Source organism: Tenacibaculum sp. Bg11-29, assembly GCF_002836595.1.
Classification (GTDB): Bacteria; Bacteroidota; Bacteroidia; order Flavobacteriales; family Flavobacteriaceae; genus Polaribacter.
On record NZ_PJBB01000003.1, the window covers coordinates 2,227,921 to 2,253,964 of the forward strand.

General features: G+C 34.4%; 9 protein-coding genes. 3 read left to right on the top strand and 6 right to left on the bottom strand.

What is annotated here, in order from left to right:
- The first annotated feature begins 1 nt into the window (after window position 1).
- The 3 genes from CXF68_RS10250 to CXF68_RS10260 are packed head-to-tail and all read left to right on the top strand — an operon-like array spanning window position 2 to window position 19,584.
- A complete protein-coding gene (locus tag CXF68_RS10250) occupies window positions 2-16,462 on the top strand; it encodes an Ig-like domain-containing protein (RefSeq protein WP_198553793.1) in 16,461 nt (5,486 codons plus the stop codon).
- 52 nt (window positions 16,463-16,514) lie between these two features.
- Complete coding sequence (locus CXF68_RS10255; RefSeq protein ID WP_101047458.1) at window positions 16,515-17,435, top strand: type IX secretion system membrane protein PorP/SprF; 921 nt, start codon at window positions 16,515-16,517, stop codon at window positions 17,433-17,435.
- 13 nt (window positions 17,436-17,448) lie between these two features.
- Window positions 17,449-19,584, top strand: a complete 2,136-nt coding sequence (locus tag CXF68_RS10260; protein WP_101044364.1) for an OmpA family protein — start codon at window positions 17,449-17,451, stop codon at window positions 19,582-19,584.
- Between the two features lie 113 nt (window positions 19,585-19,697).
- Here CXF68_RS10260 and argH read toward each other — a convergent pair whose 3' ends face one another.
- The 6 genes from argH to proC all read right to left on the bottom strand — a co-directional run bounded on the left by argH (window position 19,698) and on the right by proC (window position 25,993).
- Window positions 19,698-20,972 carry an argininosuccinate lyase gene (gene argH, locus CXF68_RS10265; RefSeq protein WP_101044366.1) on the bottom strand — a complete coding sequence of 425 codons (1,275 nt, stop codon included), beginning with the start codon at window positions 20,970-20,972 and terminating at the stop codon, window positions 19,698-19,700.
- A gap of 100 nt (window positions 20,973-21,072) precedes the next feature.
- Window positions 21,073-22,143 carry a M20 family metallo-hydrolase gene (locus tag CXF68_RS10270; RefSeq protein WP_101044368.1) on the bottom strand — a complete coding sequence of 357 codons (1,071 nt, stop codon included), beginning with the start codon at window positions 22,141-22,143 and terminating at the stop codon, window positions 21,073-21,075.
- Window positions 22,143-22,919 carry an acetylglutamate kinase gene (argB, locus tag CXF68_RS10275; RefSeq protein WP_101044370.1) on the bottom strand — a complete coding sequence of 259 codons (777 nt, stop codon included), beginning with the start codon at window positions 22,917-22,919 and terminating at the stop codon, window positions 22,143-22,145. The genes CXF68_RS10270 and argB overlap by 1 nt, the downstream gene beginning before the upstream one ends.
- A gap of 92 nt (window positions 22,920-23,011) precedes the next feature.
- Complete coding sequence (locus CXF68_RS10280) at window positions 23,012-23,947, bottom strand: acetylornithine carbamoyltransferase (protein ID WP_101044372.1); 936 nt, start codon at window positions 23,945-23,947, stop codon at window positions 23,012-23,014.
- 118 nt (window positions 23,948-24,065) lie between these two features.
- Window positions 24,066-25,196 carry an aspartate aminotransferase family protein gene (locus CXF68_RS10285; protein ID WP_101044374.1) on the bottom strand — a complete coding sequence of 377 codons (1,131 nt, stop codon included), beginning with the start codon at window positions 25,194-25,196 and terminating at the stop codon, window positions 24,066-24,068.
- Entirely contained in the window at window positions 25,193-25,993 is an 801-nt protein-coding gene (proC, locus tag CXF68_RS10290; protein WP_101044376.1) for a pyrroline-5-carboxylate reductase, read from the bottom strand. The genes CXF68_RS10285 and proC overlap by 4 nt, the downstream gene beginning before the upstream one ends.
- Between the last annotated feature and the right edge of the window lie 51 nt (window positions 25,994-26,044).

Sequence of the window (26,044 nt, forward strand, 5' to 3'; positions counted from 1 at the left end):
AATGAAGAGAAATTACAATTTTGTTAAATTAAACAAAAGATTAAGTAGTAATAGGTTATTTTTAGCATTACTTTTTTTTACAGTATTTACGTGTTTTTCATACGCACAAACTTGTACAACAAGATTTAAGAGTAGTAATTCAGTTATACCAGATGGTTTTAGTTTAGCTTCAGAAACAGTTAATTTTTCTATATCAGACCCAATAACGGATGTAAATGTTACACTGAATATTACTCATAGCTACGATGAAGATTTAAGAATACGGTTAACAAGTCCCAATGGAACATCTGTTTCTCTTTCTAACTTAAGAGGTTCTTCTGGTAATAATTATACGAATACCATTTTTGATGATTCTGCAGCAAATCCAATCGGTTCAGGAGTAGCTCCTTTTACAGGTACTTTTAGGCCAGAAACCCCACTAAGTAATTTTATAGGGGAAAATCCAAATGGAAATTGGACGTTAACTGTTTTTGATATTGCTGGTGGAGATGTTGGAACTATAGATAATTTTTCTATAGAAATATGTACCCTTAGTCCTTGTACAGATAACGCTAGTACGGATGGTAATCCTACTACTTCAGATTCTGATGGAGATGGGATAAATAATGTATGTGATTTAGACGATGATAACGATGGTATCTTAGATGTAAATGAATTAATATCTTGTAATACAAGTGATTCTACTCTTAATTGGGATGGTGAATATACCAAAGGAGCTACTACCTATGCATCAGGTCAAGATCCATTAACGAACCCTAATTTAACTATTAATGGTACGGGAGTTAAACTAACCAGAGATGATGGAGGGTTATCAACTCAAGAGTTTAAGGTAAATGATGCGGTAACAACAAATTCTTCATATACATTATATCAAAAAGCTGAAAATGGAGGGGAATCAACACATATTTTTGAGTTTGATGAGCCTATTTATAATTTAGCTTTTACAATATATGATCTTGATAATGCATCAGGAAGTACTACTTTTATAGATGAAGTTGAGTTTGTTATAACAAAAATAGATGGTACGCTGCACACATTAAGTGCTTCAGAATACACATTAAACGGGCAAAGTGTTGTAGGGAATGCTTTTACAGGTACAGCTGCTAGTAATAATAATAACGTAGTAATTAATGGTATTCAGGCATGGATAACAAAAATTGAACTTAAATATAAAAACTTAACAACAGCTCCATCTGCTGGACAATATCAAGTATTAGCATTAGGTAATTTCACTTTTTGTAACACACAATTAGATACAGATAATGATGGTACACCAGATTATCTTGATTCTGATTCAGACAATGATGGATGTTATGATGCATTAGAAGGTAGTAATACAGGATTAACACTAGCTAGTATAGATAGTAATGGTAGATTAATAGGAGGTGTTGATAATAAGACTGGTATTCCTATTTCAGTAGGAACTGGACAAATAAATGTTAGTTCTACTAATTCAAGTATTACTGGAAGTGAATGTGATGATGATGGAGATGGAATACCTAATAAAGATGACAAATGTGAAGGTTTCGATGATGCAGTAGATGCAGATGGTGATAGTATTCCTGATGGTTGTGATTTAGATGATGATAATGATGGAATTTTAGATACCGTAGAATGTGGGACTTCTTCTAGCTTTAATATTACAGGAGGAAATGGAGGTAGTACAACGAATTTTTCTGAAGAAGGGGTTGTATCTGCGATTGTAGACTTGGCTTTTGTTGATAATTCTTTTGAAATACTCGTTAATGGTGGTCCCTTGAATACCAATAATGTATTTCAGTTAGAAGGAGTAGCTACTGTTGGTCAGGTTTTTATAAGGTTTGCATCTGATAATGCTCCTATAGCTACACCTTGGGTAACTAACAATAATGGCTTACCTAGAATAAGGGTTATTGTTGATGAAGGAGGAGGAGTTTCTATTTATGGAACTCGTAATGTTAATTCAGTAAGTTTAGCGTTAATGGAGACAGCAGATAATTCTTCTTTTAACACTATTTCTTTTGTTTCAGGAGTTAACAACTTTAGCGTAATAAATCAAAATGGAAGTGGATTAGATGCAATAGATGGTACTGCTAATTTAATTTCATGTACAGATACGGACAAAGATGGAATACCTGATTATTTAGATACAGATTCAGATAATGACGGATGTCCTGATTCAGTAGAATCTGGAGGAACTGATGCAACTAAAGATGGAGTTTTAGATGGAACAGGTTTTGATAGTAGTGGACGAGTAACTGGAGGAATTGGAGGTTATAATGGAGCTAATGGAACTGAAATTATTAGTGATGTGATTTCGAATGTTACTGTAACTCCAGATCCAGCTTCAGTTTGTGAAGGAAACAATATAACATTAACAGCTACTCCAACTGGGCTTAGAATAACTAATTTTGGAACAACTGGAGCAACAGGAGACGATACAACAATTGCAATTCCTTCAGGAGATTATGTATATAAATGGTATTTAGGAGCTAGTACTATTCCTTTAACAAATGTAGCTCCATATAGTGGAACATCTACAGCTTCTTTAGTCATTACAAATGCAACAACAAGTTTGTCAGGAAATAATTATAGGGTTGAAGTAACATCAACAAATAATAGTTGTCCACAAGAAGATACGGTCGTATTAACAGTAACTCCAAAGCCAAGCACGGTAACAACCACTGAAACAATTTGTTCAGGAGAATCGTATACATGGTTAGCAAACGGAACTGTTTATACAACAGATCAAGCAGGGGTAACAATCAGCAATGATGGATGTACTGCCGATCAGATTTTAAACTTAACAGTAACTCCAAAGCCAAGCACGGTAACAACCACTGAAACAATTTGTTCAGGAGAATCGTATACATGGTTAGCAAACGGAACTGTTTATACAACAGATCAAGCAGGGGTAACAATCAGCAATGATGGATGTACTGCCGATCAGATTTTAAACTTAACAGTAACTCCAAAGCCAAGCACGGTAACAACCACTGAAACAATTTGTTCAGGAGAATCGTATACATGGTTAGCAAACGGAACTGTTTATACAACAGATCAAGCAGGGGTAACAATCAGCAATGATGGATGTACTGCCGATCAGATTTTAAACTTAACAGTAACTCCAAAGCCAAGCACGGTAACAACCACTGAAACAATTTGTTCAGGAGAATCGTATACATGGTTAGCAAACGGAACTGTTTATACAACAGATCAAGCAGGGGTAACAATCAGCAATGATGGATGTACTGCCGATCAGATTTTAAACTTAACAGTAACTCCAAAGCCAGCAACGGTAACAACCACTGAAACAATTTGTTCAGGAGAATCGTATACATGGTTAGCAAACGGAACTGTTTATACAACAGATCAAGCAGGGGTAACAATCAGCAATGATGGATGTACTGCCGATCAGATTTTAAACTTAACAGTAACTCCAAAGCCAAGCACGGTAACAACCACTGAAACAATTTGTTCAGGAGAATCGTATACATGGTTAGCAAACGGAACTGTTTATACAACAGATCAAGCAGGGGTAACAATCAGCAATGATGGATGTACTGCCGATCAGATTTTAAACTTAACAGTAACTCCAAAGCCAAGCACGGTAACAACCACTGAAACAATTTGTTCAGGAGAATCGTATACATGGTTAGCAAACGGAACTGTTTATACAACAGATCAAGCAGGGGTAACAATCAGCAATGATGGATGTACTGCCGATCAGATTTTAAACTTAACAGTAACTCCAAAGCCAAGCACGGTAACAACCACTGAAACAATTTGTTCAGGAGAATCGTATACATGGTTAGCAAACGGAACTGTTTATACAACAGATCAAGCAGGGGTAACAATCAGCAATGATGGATGTACTGCCGATCAGATTTTAAACTTAACAGTAACTCCAAAGCCAAGCACGGTAACAACCACTGAAACAATTTGTTCAGGAGAATCGTATACATGGTTAGCAAACGGAACTGTTTATACAACAGATCAAGCAGGGGTAACAATCAGCAATGATGGATGTACTGCCGATCAGATTTTAAACTTAACAGTAACTCCAAAGCCAAGCACGGTAACAACCACTGAAACAATTTGTTCAGGAGAATCGTATACATGGTTAGCAAACGGAACTGTTTATACAACAGATCAAGCAGGGGTAACAATCAGCAATGATGGATGTACTGCCGATCAGATTTTAAACTTAACAGTAACTCCAAAGCCAAGCACGGTAACAACCACTGAAACAATTTGTTCAGGAGAATCGTATACATGGTTAGCAAACGGAACTGTTTATACAACAGATCAAGCAGGGGTAACAATCAGCAATGATGGATGTACTGCCGATCAGATTTTAAACTTAACAGTAACTCCAAAGCCAAGCACGGTAACAACCACTGAAACAATTTGTTCAGGAGAATCGTATACATGGTTAGCAAACGGAACTGTTTATACAACAGATCAAGCAGGGGTAACAATCAGCAATGATGGATGTACTGCCGATCAGATTTTAAACTTAACAGTAACTCCAAAGCCAGCAACGGTAACAACCACTGAAACAATTTGTTCAGGAGAATCGTATACATGGTTAGCAAACGGAACTGTTTATACAACAGATCAAGCAGGGGTAACAATCAGCAATGATGGATGTACTGCCGATCAGATTTTAAACTTAACAGTAACTCCAAAGCCAAGCACGGTAACAACCACTGAAACAATTTGTTCAGGAGAATCGTATACATGGTTAGCAAACGGAACTGTTTATACAACAGATCAAGCAGGGGTAACAATCAGCAATGATGGATGTACTGCCGATCAGATTTTAAACTTAACAGTAACTCCAAAGCCAAGAACGGTAACAACCACTGAAACAATTTGTTCAGGAGAATCGTATACATGGTTAGCAAACGGAACTGTTTATACAACAGATCAAGCAGGGGTAACAATCAGCAATGATGGATGTACTGCCGATCAGATTTTAAACTTAACAGTAACTCCAAAGCCAAGCACGGTAACAACCACTGAAACAATTTGTTCAGGAGAATCGTATACATGGTTAGCAAACGGAACTGTTTATACAACAGATCAAGCAGGGGTAACAATCAGCAATGATGGATGTACTGCCGATCAGATTTTAAACTTAACAGTAACTCCAAAGCCAAGCACGGTAACAACCACTGAAACAATTTGTTCAGGAGAATCGTATACATGGTTAGCAAACGGAACTGTTTATACAACAGATCAAGCAGGGGTAACAATCAGCAATGATGGATGTACTGCCGATCAGATTTTAAACTTAACAGTAACTCCAAAGCCAAGCACGGTAACAACCACTGAAACAATTTGTTCAGGAGAATCGTATACATGGTTAGCAAACGGAACTGTTTATACAACAGATCAAGCAGGGGTAACAATCAGCAATGATGGATGTACTGCCGATCAGATTTTAAACTTAACAGTAACTCCAAAGCCAGCAACGGTAACAACCACTGAAACAATTTGTTCAGGAGAATCGTATACATGGTTAGCAAACGGAACTGTTTATACAACAGATCAAGCAGGGGTAACAATCAGCAATGATGGATGTACTGCCGATCAGATTTTAAACTTAACAGTAACTCCAAAGCCAAGCACGGTAACAACCACTGAAACAATTTGTTCAGGAGAATCGTATACATGGTTAGCAAACGGAACTGTTTATACAACAGATCAAGCAGGGGTAACAATCAGCAATGATGGATGTACTGCCGATCAGATTTTAAACTTAACAGTAACTCCAAAGCCAAGCACGGTAACAACCACTGAAACAATTTGTTCAGGAGAATCGTATACATGGTTAGCAAACGGAACTGTTTATACAACAGATCAAGCAGGGGTAACAATCAGCAATGATGGATGTACTGCCGATCAGATTTTAAACTTAACAGTAACTCCAAAGCCAAGCACGGTAACAACCACTGAAACAATTTGTTCAGGAGAATCGTATACATGGTTAGCAAACGGAACTGTTTATACAACAGATCAAGCAGGGGTAACAATCAGCAATGATGGATGTACTGCCGATCAGATTTTAAACTTAACAGTAACTCCAAAGCCAAGCACGGTAACAACCACTGAAACAATTTGTTCAGGAGAATCGTATACATGGTTAGCAAACGGAACTGTTTATACAACAGATCAAGCAGGGGTAACAATCAGCAATGATGGATGTACTGCCGATCAGATTTTAAACTTAACAGTAACTCCAAAGCCAAGCACGGTAACAACCACTGAAACAATTTGTTCAGGAGAATCGTATACATGGTTAGCAAACGGAACTGTTTATACAACAGATCAAGCAGGGGTAACAATCAGCAATGATGGATGTACTGCCGATCAGATTTTAAACTTAACAGTAACTCCAAAGCCAAGCACGGTAACAACCACTGAAACAATTTGTTCAGGAGAATCGTATACATGGTTAGCAAACGGAACTGTTTATACAACAGATCAAGCAGGGGTAACAATCAGCAATGATGGATGTACTGCCGATCAGATTTTAAACTTAACAGTAACTCCAAAGCCAAGCACGGTAACAACCACTGAAACAATTTGTTCAGGAGAATCGTATACATGGTTAGCAAACGGAACTGTTTATACAACAGATCAAGCAGGGGTAACAATCAGCAATGATGGATGTACTGCCGATCAGATTTTAAACTTAACAGTAACTCCAAAGCCAGCAACGGTAACAACCACTGAAACAATTTGTTCAGGAGAATCGTATACATGGTTAGCAAACGGAACTGTTTATACAACAGATCAAGCAGGGGTAACAATCAGCAATGATGGATGTACTGCCGATCAGATTTTAAACTTAACAGTAACTCCAAAGCCAAGCACGGTAACAACCACTGAAACAATTTGTTCAGGAGAATCGTATACATGGTTAGCAAACGGAACTGTTTATACAACAGATCAAGCAGGGGTAACAATCAGCAATGATGGATGTACTGCCGATCAGATTTTAAACTTAACAGTAACTCCAAAGCCAGCAACGGTAACAACCACTGAAACAATTTGTTCAGGAGAATCGTATACATGGTTAGCAAACGGAACTGTTTATACAACAGATCAAGCAGGGGTAACAATCAGCAATGATGGATGTACTGCCGATCAGATTTTAAACTTAACAGTAACTCCAAAGCCAAGCACGGTAACAACCACTGAAACAATTTGTTCAGGAGAATCGTATACATGGTTAGCAAACGGAACTGTTTATACAACAGATCAAGCAGGGGTAACAATCAGCAATGATGGATGTACTGCCGATCAGATTTTAAACTTAACAGTAACTCCAAAGCCAAGCACGGTAACAACCACTGAAACAATTTGTTCAGGAGAATCGTATACATGGTTAGCAAACGGAACTGTTTATACAACAGATCAAGCAGGGGTAACAATCAGCAATGATGGATGTACTGCCGATCAGATTTTAAACTTAACAGTAACTCCAAAGCCAAGCACGGTAACAACCACTGAAACAATTTGTTCAGGAGAATCGTATACATGGTTAGCAAACGGAACTGTTTATACAACAGATCAAGCAGGGGTAACAATCAGCAATGATGGATGTACTGCCGATCAGATTTTAAACTTAACAGTAACTCCAAAGCCAAGCACGGTAACAACCACTGAAACAATTTGTTCAGGAGAATCGTATACATGGTTAGCAAACGGAACTGTTTATACAACAGATCAAGCAGGGGTAACAATCAGCAATGATGGATGTACTGCCGATCAGATTTTAAACTTAACAGTAACTCCAAAGCCAAGCACGGTAACAACCACTGAAACAATTTGTTCAGGAGAATCGTATACATGGTTAGCAAACGGAACTGTTTATACAACAGATCAAGCAGGGGTAACAATCAGCAATGATGGATGTACTGCCGATCAGATTTTAAACTTAACAGTAACTCCAAAGCCAAGCACGGTAACAACCACTGAAACAATTTGTTCAGGAGAATCGTATACATGGTTAGCAAACGGAACTGTTTATACAACAGATCAAGCAGGGGTAACAATCAGCAATGATGGATGTACTGCCGATCAGATTTTAAACTTAACAGTAACTCCAAAGCCAAGCACGGTAACAACCACTGAAACAATTTGTTCAGGAGAATCGTATACATGGTTAGCAAACGGAACTGTTTATACAACAGATCAAGCAGGGGTAACAATCAGCAATGATGGATGTACTGCCGATCAGATTTTAAACTTAACAGTAACTCCAAAGCCAAGCACGGTAACAACCACTGAAACAATTTGTTCAGGAGAATCGTATACATGGTTAGCAAACGGAACTGTTTATACAACAGATCAAGCAGGGGTAACAATCAGCAATGATGGATGTACTGCCGATCAGATTTTAAACTTAACAGTAACTCCAAAGCCAAGCACGGTAACAACCACTGAAACAATTTGTTCAGGAGAATCGTATACATGGTTAGCAAACGGAACTGTTTATACAACAGATCAAGCAGGGGTAACAATCAGCAATGATGGATGTACTGCCGATCAGATTTTAAACTTAACAGTAACTCCAAAGCCAAGCACGGTAACAACCACTGAAACAATTTGTTCAGGAGAATCGTATACATGGTTAGCAAACGGAACTGTTTATACAACAGATCAAGCAGGGGTAACAATCAGCAATGATGGATGTACTGCCGATCAGATTTTAAACTTAACAGTAACTCCAAAGCCAAGCACGGTAACAACCACTGAAACAATTTGTTCAGGAGAATCGTATACATGGTTAGCAAACGGAACTGTTTATACAACAGATCAAGCAGGGGTAACAATCAGCAATGATGGATGTACTGCCGATCAGATTTTAAACTTAACAGTAACTCCAAAGCCAAGCACGGTAACAACCACTGAAACAATTTGTTCAGGAGAATCGTATACATGGTTAGCAAACGGAACTGTTTATACAACAGATCAAGCAGGGGTAACAATCAGCAATGATGGATGTACTGCCGATCAGATTTTAAACTTAACAGTAACTCCAAAGCCAAGCACGGTAACAACCACTGAAACAATTTGTTCAGGAGAATCGTATACATGGTTAGCAAACGGAACTGTTTATACAACAGATCAAGCAGGGGTAACAATCAGCAATGATGGATGTACTGCCGATCAGATTTTAAACTTAACAGTAACTCCAAAGCCAAGCACGGTAACAACCACTGAAACAATTTGTTCAGGAGAATCGTATACATGGTTAGCAAACGGAACTGTTTATACAACAGATCAAGCAGGGGTAACAATCAGCAATGATGGATGTACTGCCGATCAGATTTTAAACTTAACAGTAACTCCAAAGCCAAGCACGGTAACAACCACTGAAACAATTTGTTCAGGAGAATCGTATACATGGTTAGCAAACGGAACTGTTTATACAACAGATCAAGCAGGGGTAACAATCAGCAATGATGGATGTACTGCCGATCAGATTTTAAACTTAACAGTAACTCCAAAGCCAAGCACGGTAACAACCACTGAAACAATTTGTTCAGGAGAATCGTATACATGGTTAGCAAACGGAACTGTTTATACAACAGATCAAGCAGGGGTAACAATCAGCAATGATGGATGTACTGCCGATCAGATTTTAAACTTAACAGTAACTCCAAAGCCAAGCACGGTAACAACCACTGAAACAATTTGTTCAGGAGAATCGTATACATGGTTAGCAAACGGAACTGTTTATACAACAGATCAAGCAGGGGTAACAATCAGCAATGATGGATGTACTGCCGATCAGATTTTAAACTTAACAGTAACTCCAAAGCCAGCAACGGTAACAACCACTGAAACAATTTGTTCAGGAGAATCGTATACATGGTTAGCAAACGGAACTGTTTATACAACAGATCAAGCAGGGGTAACAATCAGCAATGATGGATGTACTGCCGATCAGATTTTAAACTTAACAGTAACTCCAAAGCCAAGCACGGTAACAACCACTGAAACAATTTGTTCAGGAGAATCGTATACATGGTTAGCAAACGGAACTGTTTATACAACAGATCAAGCAGGGGTAACAATCAGCAATGATGGATGTACTGCCGATCAGATTTTAAACTTAACAGTAACTCCAAAGCCAAGCACGGTAACAACCACTGAAACAATTTGTTCAGGAGAATCGTATACATGGTTAGCAAACGGAACTGTTTATACAACAGATCAAGCAGGGGTAACAATCAGCAATGATGGATGTACTGCCGATCAGATTTTAAACTTAACAGTAACTCCAAAGCCAAGCACGGTAACAACCACTGAAACAATTTGTTCAGGAGAATCGTATACATGGTTAGCAAACGGAACTGTTTATACAACAGATCAAGCAGGGGTAACAATCAGCAATGATGGATGTACTGCCGATCAGATTTTAAACTTAACAGTAACTCCAAAGCCAAGCACGGTAACAACCACTGAAACAATTTGTTCAGGAGAATCGTATACATGGTTAGCAAACGGAACTGTTTATACAACAGATCAAGCAGGGGTAACAATCAGCAATGATGGATGTACTGCCGATCAGATTTTAAACTTAACAGTAACTCCAAAGCCAAGCACGGTAACAACCACTGAAACAATTTGTTCAGGAGAATCGTATACATGGTTAGCAAACGGAACTGTTTATACAACAGATCAAGCAGGGGTAACAATCAGCAATGATGGATGTACTGCCGATCAGATTTTAAACTTAACAGTAACTCCAAAGCCAAGCACGGTAACAACCACTGAAACAATTTGTTCAGGAGAATCGTATACATGGTTAGCAAACGGAACTGTTTATACAACAGATCAAGCAGGGGTAACAATCAGCAATGATGGATGTACTGCCGATCAGATTTTAAACTTAACAGTAACTCCAAAGCCAAGCACGGTAACAACCACTGAAACAATTTGTTCAGGAGAATCGTATACATGGTTAGCAAACGGAACTGTTTATACAACAGATCAAGCAGGGGTAACAATCAGCAATGATGGATGTACTGCCGATCAGATTTTAAACTTAACAGTAACTCCAAAGCCAAGCACGGTAACAACCACTGAAACAATTTGTTCAGGAGAATCGTATACATGGTTAGCAAACGGAACTGTTTATACAACAGATCAAGCAGGGGTAACAATCAGCAATGATGGATGTACTGCCGATCAGATTTTAAACTTAACAGTAACTCCAAAGCCAAGCACGGTAACAACCACTGAAACAATTTGTTCAGGAGAATCGTATACATGGTTAGCAAACGGAACTGTTTATACAACAGATCAAGCAGGGGTAACAATCAGCAATGATGGATGTACTGCCGATCAGATTTTAAACTTAACAGTAACTCCAAAGCCAAGCACGGTAACAACCACTGAAACAATTTGTTCAGGAGAATCGTATACATGGTTAGCAAACGGAACTGTTTATACAACAGATCAAGCAGGGGTAACAATCAGCAATGATGGATGTACTGCCGATCAGATTTTAAACTTAACAGTAACTCCAAAGCCAAGCACGGTAACAACCACTGAAACAATTTGTTCAGGAGAATCGTATACATGGTTAGCAAACGGAACTGTTTATACAACAGATCAAGCAGGGGTAACAATCAGCAATGATGGATGTACTGCCGATCAGATTTTAAACTTAACAGTAACTCCAAAGCCAAGAACGGTAACAACCACTGAAACAATTTGTTCAGGAGAATCGTATACATGGTTAGCAAACGGAACTGTTTATACAACAGATCAAGCAGGGGTAACAATCAGCAATGATGGATGTACTGCCGATCAGATTTTAAACTTAACAGTAACTCCAAAGCCAAGCACGGTAACAACCACTGAAACAATTTGTTCAGGAGAATCGTATACATGGTTAGCAAACGGAACTGTTTATACAACAGATCAAGCAGGGGTAACAATCAGCAATGATGGATGTACTGCCGATCAGATTTTAAACTTAACAGTAACTCCAAAGCCAAGCACGGTAACAACCACTGAAACAATTTGTTCAGGAGAATCGTATACATGGTTAGCAAACGGAACTGTTTATACAACAGATCAAGCAGGGGTAACAATCAGCAATGATGGATGTACTGCCGATCAGATTTTAAACTTAACAGTAACTCCAAAGCCAAGCACGGTAACAACCACTGAAACAATTTGTTCAGGAGAATCGTATACATGGTTAGCAAACGGAACTGTTTATACAACAGATCAAGCAGGGGTAACAATCAGCAATGATGGATGTACTGCCGATCAGATTTTAAACTTAACAGTAACTCCAAAGCCAAGCACGGTAACAACCACTGAAACAATTTGTTCAGGAGAATCGTATACATGGTTAGCAAACGGAACTGTTTATACAACAGATCAAGCAGGGGTAACAATCAGCAATGATGGATGTACTGCCGATCAGATTTTAAACTTAACAGTAACTCCAAAGCCAGCAACGGTAACAACCACTGAAACAATTTGTTCAGGAGAATCGTATACATGGTTAGCAAACGGAACTGTTTATACAACAGATCAAGCAGGGGTAACAATCAGCAATGATGGATGTACTGCCGATCAGATTTTAAACTTAACAGTAACTCCAAAGCCAAGCACGGTAACAACCACTGAAACAATTTGTTCAGGAGAATCGTATACATGGTTAGCAAACGGAACTGTTTATACAACAGATCAAGCAGGGGTAACAATCAGCAATGATGGATGTACTGCCGATCAGATTTTAAACTTAACAGTAACTCCAAAGCCAAGCACGGTAACAACCACTGAAACAATTTGTTCAGGAGAATCGTATACATGGTTAGCAAACGGAACTGTTTATACAACAGATCAAGCAGGGGTAACAATCAGCAATGATGGATGTACTGCCGATCAGATTTTAAACTTAACAGTAACTCCAAAGCCAGCAACGGTAACAACCACTGAAACAATTTGTTCAGGAGAATCGTATACATGGTTAGCAAACGGAACTGTTTATACAACAGATCAAGCAGGGGTAACAATCAGCAATGATGGATGTACTGCCGATCAGATTTTAAACTTAACAGTAACTCCAAAGCCAAGCACGGTAACAACCACTGAAACAATTTGTTCAGGAGAATCGTATACATGGTTAGCAAACGGAACTGTTTATACAACAGATCAAGCAGGGGTAACAATCAGCAATGATGGATGTACTGCCGATCAGATTTTAAACTTAACAGTAACTCCAAAGCCAGCACCACCAACAATAGGAGCGATAACACAACCGACATGTTCAGTAGCAACAGGAAGTTTTCAAATAGCAGGATATGATGCAGGAGATAGTTATGAGTTTACACCATCAATAGCTGCGACGAATATTTCAGCAACAGGACTGGTAACAGTAGTAGCAGGAACAAGCTATACATTTACAGTAAAAGATATTAATGGTTCAGGATGTACATCATTAACAAGTTCAACCATTACAATTAATAATCAAAATTGTACTGAAGCAATAGCTGATATTATAACAACTTATACAGATATAGCGGTAAGTGGAAATGTGTTAACGAATGATGAAGATAAAGAAGGAAATAGTCAATTAGTAACATCAAATACAGATCCAACAAATGGAATGGTAATTATCAGTTCAACAGGGACTTATACATATACACCAAACCCAGGTTTTATAGGAGAAGATAGTTTCACGTATACAATATGTGACAATGGGACACCACAGGCATGTGATACCGCTACAGTAACAATTACAGTATTACCAGTAACAGATCCAACTGTAAATGATGCACCAGTAGCGAATAATGACACAGGAACAACAGAAGTAGATATTCCAGTAAATGGAAATTTAACATCAAATGACTTTGATTCAAATGGAGATTTAATTACTATTAATACTACACCAGTTGCGAATCCAACAAACGGAACAGTAATAATTAATGCAGATGGAACGTATACTTATACACCAACATCAGGTTTTATAGGAGTAGATACATTTGAATATGAAATTTGTGATAATGGAAGTCCATCATTATGTGATACAGCAGTTGTAACTATAAATGTAAATGCAAATAATGGATTAAACGATACCTATGCAAATGATGATGCGTTTAATGGAAACATAAACACAGTTATAGGAGGTGATTTATTATTGAATGATACAGATCCAGAAGGAGATGATCAAATAATAAATACAACAGCAGTAACAGGTCCTACTAATGGAGTTGTAACGATAAATGCAGATGGAACATTTACATATATCTCAAATACAGATTATGTAGGGCCAGATAGTTTTATTTATGAGATTTGTGATAATGCAGCAGTGCCGGTTTGTGATCAAGCAACTGTTTATTTAACAGTGAATAATATAAACACGACTGAAGCAGTAGCAGATATTGTAATAACTTATATAGATGCGGTAGTAACTGGAAATGTGTTAACAAATGATGAAGATATTGAGGGAGATACTCAAATAGTAACATCAAATACAAATCCAACAAACGGAATCGTAACAATTAAAGCAGACGGTAGTTATGTTTATGTGCCATTTAAAGATTTTGTAGGAAGCGATAGTTTTACGTATACAATATGTGATGATGGAACACCACAAGCATGTGATACAGCTATGGTAACAATTACAGTATTACCAGTAACAGATCCAACTGTAAATGATGCACCAGTAGCGAATAATGATACAGGAACAACAGAAGTAGATGTTCCGGTAAATGGAAATTTAACCTCAAATGACTTTGATTCAAACGGAGATTTAATTACTATTAATAGTACACCAGTTACGAACCCAACAAACGGAACAGTAATAATAGATGCAAACGGAACGTATACTTATACACCAACATCAGGTTTTATAGGAGTAGATACATTTGAATATGAGATTTGTGATAATGGAAGTCCATCATTATGTGATACAGCAGTTGTAACTATAAATGTAAATGCAAATAATGGATTAAACGATACCTATGCAAATGATGATGCGTTTAATGGAAACATAAACACAGTTATAGGAGGTGATTTATTATTGAATGATACAGATCCAGAAGGAGATGATCAAATAATAAATACAACAGCAGTAACAGGTCCTACTAATGGAGTTGTAACGATAAATGCAGATGGAACATTTACATACATACCAAATACAGATTATGCAGGGACAGATAGTTTTGTTTATGAGATTTGTGATAATGCTACAGTACCAGTTTGTGATCAAGCAACTGTTTATTTAACAGTAAATAATATAAACACGACTGAAGCAGTAGCAGATATTGTAACAACTTATACAGGTGCTGAAGTAAGTGGAAATGTGTTAACAAATGATGAAGACAAAGAAGGAGATGGTCAAACTGTAACATCAAATACAAATCCAACAAACGGAGTAGTAATAATTAATGCAGACGGTAGTTATGTATATACACCATTTAAAGACTTTGTAGGAAATGATAGCTTTACATATACAGTATGTGATGATAGAGCGCCACAGGCATGTGATACAGCTACAGTAACAATTACTGTGTTGCCAGTAATAGGGACAGATGAAAATGATGCACCAGTAGCGAATAATGATACAGGAACAACAGAAGTAGATGTTCCGGTAAATGGAAATTTAACCTCAAATGACTTTGATTCAAACGGAGATTTAATTACTATTAATACTACACCAGTTACGAACCCAACAAACGGAACAGTAATAATAGGTGCAAACGGAACGTATACTTATACACCAACATCAGGTTTTATAGGAGTAGATACATTTGAATATGAAATTTGTGATAATGGAAGTCCATCATTATGTGATACAGCAGTTGTAACTATAAATGTAAATGCAAATAATGGATTAAACGATACCTATGCAAATGACGATGCATTTAATGGAAACATAAATACAATTATAGGAGGTGATTTATTATTGAATGATACAGATCCAGAGGGGGATGATCAAATAATAAATACAACAGCAATCACAGGTCCTATTAATGGAGTTGTAATAATTAATGCAGATGGAACATTTACATACACACCAAATACAGGTTATGTAGGGCCAGATAGTTTTGTTTATGAGATTTGTGATAATGCTACAGTACCAGTTTGTGACCAAGCAACTGTTTATTTAACTGTAAATAATATAAATAGTTTGGATACTTGTGTAGTTGTTTATAATGAGTTTACTCCAAATGGAGATAATGTTAACGATGAATTAAAAATTGACTGTATTGAAAAATTTGAAAATAATACAATAGAAATTTTCAATAGATGGGGTAATACTGTATTTAAAATTAGTGGATATAATAACGATGATAAGGTCTTTAAAGGTATTTCTAATGGACGTGCTAATTTTAATGTAGATGATGAGTTACCAGTAGGTACATATTTTTATATACTTGATTTAGGTAATGGAACAGCAATAAGAAAAGGATGGATCTATATTAATAGATAAAAATTTAGTAATATTACAGTAGAATAAATTGATGTCTAAAAGTTTATATAAAATGAAATTAGTTTTAAATTTAATTTTGATAAGTGTATTTAGTGTTATTACTACAATACAAGCACAGCAAGACCCACAATATACGCAGTACATGTATAATACAACAAGTGTTAATCCTGCATATGCAGGTTCTAGAGGTAATGCTGTTATTACAGCAATAGGTAGAACGCAATGGGTTGGTTTTGATGGTGCGCCAAATACTCAAAATTTAAGTTATGACACTCCTTTGGGTTATTCTGGATTGGGGTTAGGTATTAACTTAATGAACGATGAAATAGGGCCATCTAAAGAAATTTATTTAGACGCTAATTTATCATACACTATTGAAACAGGTGAAGAAGGTAATTTAGCTTTTGGTTTACGTTTAGGAGGTAGATTGTTAAATATTGACTGGTCTAAAGGAAAAGCAAATCAAGATGAGTTAGCTTTTAAAGAGAACATTAATAAATTTTTGCCAACAATCGGAGCCGGAATTTACTACCATGAACCACAATGGTATGTTGGATTATCAGTACCAAATATTTTAAGAAAAGAACATTATGATGAAGATTTATCAACTAAACAAATAACTGCGGTTGAGAGAATGCACTTTTTCTTAATAGCAGGTTATGTATATGATATAAATGAAGATTTAAAATTTAAACCAGCCGCTTTACTAAAGGCAGTATCTGGGGCGCCATTATCATTAGATGTATCTGCAAATTTATTATTTAATGAAAAATTTAGAATAGGTTTAGGTTGGAGATGGGATGACTCTATAAGTGCTCTTTTAGGTTTTCAAGTTTCTGATGAATTACTTATTGGTTATTCATATGACTTAACAACTTCTAATTATAATGTAACAAATACAGGAACACATGAAATTATGTTACAGTATCAACTCTTAAGAGATATAAAATATAGATCCCCTAGATTTTTCTAAAAAAACACATTCAATGAATTTTAAAAAGATGATATTACTAATACTATTAGTAATAACAGTAAAAAGTTACGGGCAAAAACAGAAGGTTGCAGATCGATATTTTGAAGAATTTTCATACTTACAATCAGCTAAACTATACAAAGCCTTAATAGAAAAAAAAGCTGATAGTTCTAAACATATTTTAAGTCGTTTAGCAGAATCGTATTATAATAATGCTGATACAGAAGAAGCAGAGTTTTGGTACAAAGAGTTATTATTTAAGTATAAAAAAGATTTAGAAGATAAACATTTATTTAAATATGCTCAAGTATTAAGAAGTAATGGTAAATATAAAAAATCAGATTCTATTTTTTTAGAATTAACTTCTTCAGACAAAAATAATAGAAAAGAAGAATTAAAAAGAGAAAATTATTTATCAGATTTTTCTAATAATAAGGCACGTATTGGGGTTCGAAATTTAGCAATTAATACAGAGTATTCTGATTTCGGAGGATTTATACTCAATGGAAAATCTTATTATACTTCAGCAGTTCCAAAGGGTGTAAAAAAAGAACGTATTTATAAATGGAACAATCAACCTTTTTTAAATATTTATAAAGCTGATGAGGATATTAAAAGCTTAGAAGAAAATGAAAAAGATACTGTTTTAACTTTGGTTAACCACCGTTTAATAGAAATACCTATTACTTCAGAGTTTCACGAGTCTACACCTGTTTTTACAAAAGATGGAAAAACTATTTATTTTACACGAAATAATGTAAATGGAAAAAAGGTAAAGAGGGATAAGAAAAATACATCAAATTTAAAAATTTTTAAAGCAAGTTTTGTAAACGGTTATTGGGTTAATGTAACAGAATTACCATTTAATAATGATGAGTACTCTGTTGGGCACCCTGCTTTAAGTTTAGATGAAAAAACGTTATATTTTGTATCTAATATGCCTGGAGGTTTTGGAAGTACAGATATTTATAAAGTTTCTGTTGAAGAGGGTAATAATTATGGAACTCCTGTAAATTTAGGAAAAACAATAAATACTTCAGATAAAGAAATGTTTCCTTTTATAGGGGCTGATAGTACTTTGTATTTCTCATCAAACGGACATTTAGGATTAGGGCTTTTAGATATTTTTAAATCAAAAATAAATAAAGATTCAATATTCTCAATCCCTAAAAATATGGGGCATCCGTTTAATAGTAAAAGAGACGATTTTTCATTTTATATAAATGAAGAAGGTAAAAAAGGTTTCTTTTCTTCAAATAGAAAAAATGGAAAAGGTGATGACGATATTTATAGTTTCTATTTATATACCGAACTAAAAATATGTACTCAGTCAATTGAAGGAGTAGTTAGAGCTACTAAAACTAACAAACCAATCGACGGAGCACTTGTAAAGCTATTTAATAGCAAAGGAGAAATTCAGAAAGAAGCAATATCAGATAGCAATGGAAAGTATTTATTTAAAGAAGTTTTATGCGATAATACGTATACTGTTTTTGCAAGTAAATTAGATCATAAATCAACTAGTAAAAAGAAGGTTAATGTTATTAGAGAAAAAATTACTAAAGCAGATTTAGAATTGATCCCTTTAATTATAGGTAATCAAATAGTAATTAACCCTATATTTTTTGACTTCAATAAATCAGTTATTAGAGCCGATGCTGAATATGAATTAGAGAATATTGTAACTGTCATGAATAACCACCCAGAGATAGTTATTAGAATAGAATCTCATACTGATAGTAGAGGACGTAGTAATTACAACAGAATATTATCTGATAAGAGAGCAAAAGCTACTAGAGATTACATATTATTAAGAGGTATTTCTAAAAAGAGAATTAAAGAAGCTGTAGGATACGGTGAAGATAGATTACTTAATGATTGTACTAATGCTAATAAAAATAAGTGTACAGAAGAAGAGCATCAAAAAAATAGGAGGTCTTATTTTTATATTGTTGGGGGTGAAAAGAGTATTAAAGTAAGACAAGAAGCTGAAAAAAAAGCACAAAGAAAGCTAAGTAAAAGAAATAATTTTTTACTCTTTTTAAGAAAAAACTTTAAGAAGAGAAGAAAGAATAGTAGTGCAACTGAAAAATGTATTATTGGAGAAGAAGAAAAGTGTGATAAAAAGAAAATAATTTACGGAAACTAATTTAAGTCAAATATGGTGTTTTGTAAAAGGGACACATACTATTCTGTAAATTTTCATATTTTAAAAACTAGGGTTAAATTATATAATTTAACCCTAGTTTTTTTGTTTCTCTTTTAACTTGGAAACTTATCTCGAATCTTATTTAAACTTAAATTATGAATACTTCCAATATGAGAATGCTTCTTTGAAGTATCTGGTTTGTATGTTCCATTTTCAACTTTAGCACCAATATTTTTATAAGCATCTCTATAGGTCATCCCGTTTTCTACCAATGTATTCATATTATCAACCGTAAATAAAAATTTGTATTTTTCATCATTTGGATTTACATCTTTAACAATAATTTGTTTGATTGAAAAATTAAAAATTTCTAAAATGTTTTTAACTTCTTCAAAAGCAGTAATCATATTTTCTTTTAATAATTGAAAATCTCTATGATAACCACTCGGTAAATTATTAGTAATTAAAATCATTTCAGTTTGCAATGCCTGTATTTTATTACATTTACCTCTAATCAATTCAAATACATCAGGATTCTTTTTATGTGGCATAATACTGCTTCCTGTAGTTAACTCATCTGGAAAGGAAATAAAGCCAAAATTTTGACTCATATACAAGCAGATATCCATCGAAAAACGAGCTAAAGTGTTACATAATCCTCCTAAAGCCGCTGCAATTGTTCGCTCGCTTTTTCCTCTGCTCATTTGAGCAGCAACGACATTGTATTTTAATGTAGAAAAATTTAATTCTTGGGTTGTAAAATCTCTATCAATCGGAAAAGAACTTCCATAACCAGCAGCAGAGCCTAAAGGGTTTTGATCTACCACTTTAAAAGCGGCCTCTAACAAATATACATCGTCTATTAATACTTCGGCATAAGCTGAAAACCATAAACCAAAAGAAGAAGGCATTGCTACTTGTAAATGTGTATAACCTGGTAATAAATTATCTTTGTATGTTTCTGATAAATCTAATAAAGTATTAAATAAAGTATTCGTTTGTTGAATTACGTCAGCTATGTTTTGTTTGTAATATAAATGTAAGGCAACTAAAACTTGGTCGTTTCTAGAACGGGCAGTGTGAATCTTCTTACCAACATCTCCATATTTTTTAGTTAATTCAAATTCTATTTTAGAATGTATATCTTCAAAATAATTTTCAATTTCAAACGTATTATTTTCAATTTGATGTTTCATTTCATCAAGCCCTTCTTCTAGTTTTTGTAATTCATCTGAATTGATTATTTCAATTTTATGCAACATTTTTGCATGTGCTAAAGATGCTTGCACATCGTATTTTGCTATATGCATGTCAATCTCTCTATCGTTTCCGACAGTAAACTGTTCTATTTTTTTGTCTATGGTTAATCCTTTATCCCAAAGTTTCATATTCTTTATGTTTTATTGTCAATGCGAGGCACGAAGCAATCTCATAATTAATTAAGAGATAACTTTTCTATACTTCTTCGTTATGACGATTACTTATTTTTTAAACAATTACTTTATTTAATAGATTGATATAAATTTTAATACCTTCTTTAATTTCATGTAAATAAATAAATTCATCTGCTGTATGAGAACGTGTACTATCACCAGGGCCCAATTTTAAAGAAGGACAACTTAATACAGACTGATCTGATAGGGTAGGAGAGCCATAAGTTTTTCTTCCTAAAGAAATTCCTGCTTTTATCAATTCATGATTAATCGGAATTGAAGAAGAGCTCAATTTAATTCCACGTGGTTCAATAGTATCACAAGGAGATTCTTGTTGTAGAATATTTACAATTTCTTGATTTGTATATTTATCATTAACACGCACATCAACAACTAGTTTTACTTCTGAAGGAATTGCATTATGTTGCTTACCTGCATTTATTTGTGTAACAGTCATTTTTACATCGCCTAAAGCATCAGATGATTTTTTAAACTGATAATTTTCAAACCACTTTAAAACATTAATACTATTATAAATGGCATTATTTGTATTAGGGTGTGCAGCATGACTTGGAGTACCTTTTACGATAGCATCAAAAACAACCAATCCTTTTTCTGCAACTGCTAAATTCATTAAAGTTGGTTCGCCAACAATAGCAACATCAATATTCGGAATGATAGATAGCATACTATTTAAACCATTATCACCACTACTTTCTTCTTCTGCAGACGCTACAATTACTAAATTATATGTTAGGTCTTTTTCATGATAAAAATGAGTGAAAGTAGCTAATAGTGAAACCAAACAGCCACCAGCATCATTACTTCCTAAGCCATATAGTTTTCCATCTTCAATAATTGCTTTAAAAGGATCTTTCGTATAACCATTATTAGGCTTCACGGTATCGTGATGTGAATTTAAAAGTAAGGTAGGTTTACTTTCATCATAATATCTATTAACAGCCCAAATATTATGTACGTTTCTTTTAAAAGGAATAGTATTGCTGATAAACCAGTTTTCTAAAAGCAATGCTGTTTGGTTCTCTTCTGATGAAAAAGAAGGCGTTTCTATTAAGTTTTTTAATAATTCGATCGCTTCAAGCGTTAATTCTTGTTGTGTTTTCATTAAGCTTGTATTGTTGTAAATTTTGAATTATGATTGTATAACATTTCTGATTTTCCGATACAAACTTTATGCACTTGCTGATTGATTGCATGGAAGCAATTATTCATTTTTGGTAACATTCCGTCTGCAATAATGTTCTTTGCCAATAATTCTTCATATTTTTTTGTAGTAATATTTTCTACTACAGAATCATCATTGTTTATATCTAATAAAACACCATTTTTTTCAAAACAGTAATACAATTCTGTTTGATATTTCTTAGCAAAACCAATGGCTAATTCTGAAGCAATTGTATCTGCATTAGTGTTTAATAATTGCCCATTATTATCATGAGTAATAGCGCAAAAAACAGGTGTAACGCCTATGTTTAATAATGTGTTTAAGACAGTAGTGTCTACATTAATTATATCGCCAGCAAATCCATAATCTATTTCTTTTACAGGTCTTTTTACTGAAAGAATTGTATTGCCATCAGCACCTGTAAAACCTACAGCATTGTTTGATTTTTGTTGTAAAGAAGCCACAATTGTTTTGTTGATTTTTCCTGCATATACCATCGTAATTATATCTAATGTTTCTGTGTTCGTTATTCTTCTGCCATCAACCATTTCAACTTTTACATTCATTTGTTGCGCTAGCTTTGTAGCTAACTTACCGCCACCATGTACTAATATTTTTGGAGCTTCAATTTTAGAAAACTCAATTAGGAAATTATCTAATGCTATTGGATTGTCTATAATATTTCCTCCTATTTTTATGATTTTTAATGTTTCCATATTTAAAATTTTATATCGTCAAGCTAAATTTGATTCAGCTTCTCATTATTCTATTTATGCGATTCTGAAATAAATTAAGAATGACGTTCTTTTTAAAGATTTTCTATTATTTTTTTTAGCACAATCTGAGCTGCGTACGTTCTGTTATTTGCCTCATGAATTACGACAGAATTTTTACTATCTAACACACTATCTTCAACTACCACATTTCTTCTTACAGGTAAACAATGCATAAACTTTGCTGTGCCTATTTTTTCTTTTGTAAGCATCCAATTCTGGTCTTGAGAAATAATTTCACCATAATCTGTGTAGCTACTCCAGTTTTTTACGTACACAAAATCAGCATTTCTAAGAGCTTCTTCTTGATTATGATTAATAGGCGTATTTCTTGTGATTTCAGGGTTCAGTTCATAACCTTTCGGATGCGTAATATAAAAATCAACAGCAGTTTTTTGCATCATTTTAACAAACGAATTAGCAACAGCATGAGGTAATGCTTTAGGATGCGGAGCCCAAGACAATACAACTTTTGGTTTTGGTTTTGTTTTTAACTCTTCAATGGTAATTGCATCTGTTAAAGCTTGTAAAGGATGCGCTGTTGAACTTTCCATATTTACAATCGGAACTGTTGCATATTTTATAAAGCTATTTAATATAAATTCAGATTCATCTTTTTCTTTATTTTTTAAGGATGAAAATGCTCTTATAGCTATAATGTCTGCGTATTGAGAAATTACTTGAGCAGCCTCCTTTACATGTTCAGATGAATTTAAATTCATAACTGTACCATCTTCAAATTCTAAATTCCAAGTATCATTAACATTTAATATCATTACTTGCATACCTAAATTTTTCGCTGCCTTTTCTGTACTTAACCTTGTTCTTAAGCTAGAATTGAAAAACAACATTACCAATGTTTTATGTTTTCCTAAATTTTCAAATAGAAAGGGGGTTTCTTTTAATTGAATTGCTTCTTGAATAATTTTAGAAACATTTTTTATATCGTTTATATTGGTATATTTTTTCATACTATAATTCTATAGGTCTCGACAAACTGCGTTTGCTACTTTCAATTAAAAAATATTTTAATTTCAGTAATGATCAATCAGACAAATCAATGTCTCCTCGAGTGCAGTCGAGAGGTTTTTAATTACTCAATTCCTTTTTTACGGCATCAAAAAACTGATCAACATGTTGTTTTTTGATTGTTAATGGAGGAAGAATCCTTAGTAAATTAGGATTTTTAGCACTTCCTGTAAAAATATGATGTTTAAAAATTAGTTCTTTTCTTAACGATGCAATTGGAAAATTAAATTCTATTCCAAGCATTAAACCTCTTCCTTTTATTTTTTTTATTGCTGGAATTTCTGCTGCTTTTTCAATAAAGTATTCAGAAATTAGGTTTACGTTTTTGAGTAAACGCTCTTCTTTTAAAACAGTTAAAACAGCTAAAGAAGCTACACAAGCTAAATGATTCCCACCAAAAGTAGTTCCTAATAAACCATAAGAAGCTTCAATTGAAGGATGAATTAAAATTCCGCCAATAGGAAAACCATTTCCCATTCCTTTTGCCATTGAGATAACATCTGGGGTAATATTATGCTTTTGAAAAGCAAAAAAATCACCTGTTCTTCCAAAACCAGATTGTACTTCATCTACTATAAACATTACTTTGTATTGTTTACATAATTTATCTAAGCCCTGATAGAAAGTAGTGGTACTTTCATCTAAACCTCCAACTCCTTGAATACATTCAATAATTACAGCACAAACATCTTCTTTTTGTAATGCTTTTTCTATAGATTGTAAATCACCTAACTCGAAAAATTCAACCTCTTGCTGTGCATTAATTGGAGCAACAATCTTAGTGTTATCTGTTGCAGCAACCGCAGCAGATGTTCTACCATGAAAACCATTTTTAAAAGCAATAATTTTCTTTTTATTGGTGTGAAAAGAAGCTAGTTTTAAGGCATTTTCATTTGCTTCAGCTCCTGAATTGCATAAAAACAATTGATAATCTTTACAATTAGATTGCTTTATTAACTCATCAGCTAATTTTGTTTGTAACGGATTTTGAATTGAGTTACTGTAGAAGCCCAAATTACTTACTTGATTACTGATATTCTTTACATATGTTGGGTGAGAATGTCCAATAGAAATAACAGCATGCCCTCCGTATAAGTCTAAATATTCTGTACCATTTTCATCATACACATTAATATCTTTTGCTTTTACGGGAGTAATATTAAATAGCGGATATACATTAAATAAACTCATAATTGCTCCGTTTTTATGGTGTTAATTTTATTATATGAGGTAACCATTCCTTGTATTAATGAAGAACTCAATCCTTGGTGTTCCATTTCATTCAGCCCTTCAATAGTACAGCCTTTAGGCGTTGTAACTTTATCTATTTCTTGTTCTGGATGATTTCTTGTTGTAATTAATAAGTTTGCAGCACCATCACAAGTATGCATGGCTAATTCTTGTGCTTCTTTGGCATCAAAACCTAATTGAATAGCAGCCTGAGTTGTTGCTCTTATCATCCGCATCCAAAAAGCAATTCCGCTTGCACAAACTACGGTTGCAGCTTGCATTTTAGATTCTGGAATAACAATAGAAGTACCTAGTCTGTTAAAAACAGCTTCGGCTACTTTTATTCTTTCCAATCCTTTGGTGTTTCCACACAAACAAGTCATCGATTTACCAACTGCAATTGCAGTATTAGGCATTGCTCTAATAATAAAATTATTTACTCCAACAATCTCTTCAATTTGAGTAATTGAAAAACCAGTAATGGTAGAAATAATAATGTGATTTTCTTTTAATAAAGGTTGAGTCTCATTTAAAACTTCTTTTAAATGCGCTGGTTGAACAGCTAAAATAATAATGTCTGAATTTTGAACAGCTTCTGAATTATTAGTTGTTAAACTAACATTTTTATACCCTTCAAACTCTTTAATGGTATCTAGTTTTCTTCTTGTTAAATACAAAGAAGTTATTGCATTGGTTGTTATTAATCCTTTTGCAATAGATTTACCTAAATTTCCGGTACCTATAATTGCTATTTTCATGTTTTTATTAGTTTTTAGTCATTACGAAAGAAGAATGATTGAAGTAATCTG

What these genes read in the sequence shown, in the direction of transcription:
- CXF68_RS10250 (WP_198553793.1), top strand. Translation starts at nt 2, where the DNA reads ATGAAGAGAAATTACAATTTTGTTAAATTAAACAAAAGATTAAGTAGT.
- CXF68_RS10255 (WP_101047458.1), top strand. Translation starts at nt 16,515, where the DNA reads ATGAAATTAGTTTTAAATTTAATTTTGATAAGTGTATTTAGTGTTATT.
- CXF68_RS10260 (WP_101044364.1), top strand. Translation starts at nt 17,449, where the DNA reads ATGAATTTTAAAAAGATGATATTACTAATACTATTAGTAATAACAGTA.
- argH (WP_101044366.1), bottom strand. Translation starts at nt 20,972, where the DNA reads ATGAAACTTTGGGATAAAGGATTAACCATAGACAAAAAAATAGAACAG.
- CXF68_RS10270 (WP_101044368.1), bottom strand. Translation starts at nt 22,143, where the DNA reads ATGAAAACACAACAAGAATTAACGCTTGAAGCGATCGAATTATTAAAA.
- argB (WP_101044370.1), bottom strand. Translation starts at nt 22,919, where the DNA reads ATGGAAACATTAAAAATCATAAAAATAGGAGGAAATATTATAGACAAT.
- CXF68_RS10280 (WP_101044372.1), bottom strand. Translation starts at nt 23,947, where the DNA reads ATGAAAAAATATACCAATATAAACGATATAAAAAATGTTTCTAAAATT.
- CXF68_RS10285 (WP_101044374.1), bottom strand. Translation starts at nt 25,196, where the DNA reads ATGAGTTTATTTAATGTATATCCGCTATTTAATATTACTCCCGTAAAA.
- proC (WP_101044376.1), bottom strand. Translation starts at nt 25,993, where the DNA reads ATGAAAATAGCAATTATAGGTACCGGAAATTTAGGTAAATCTATTGCA.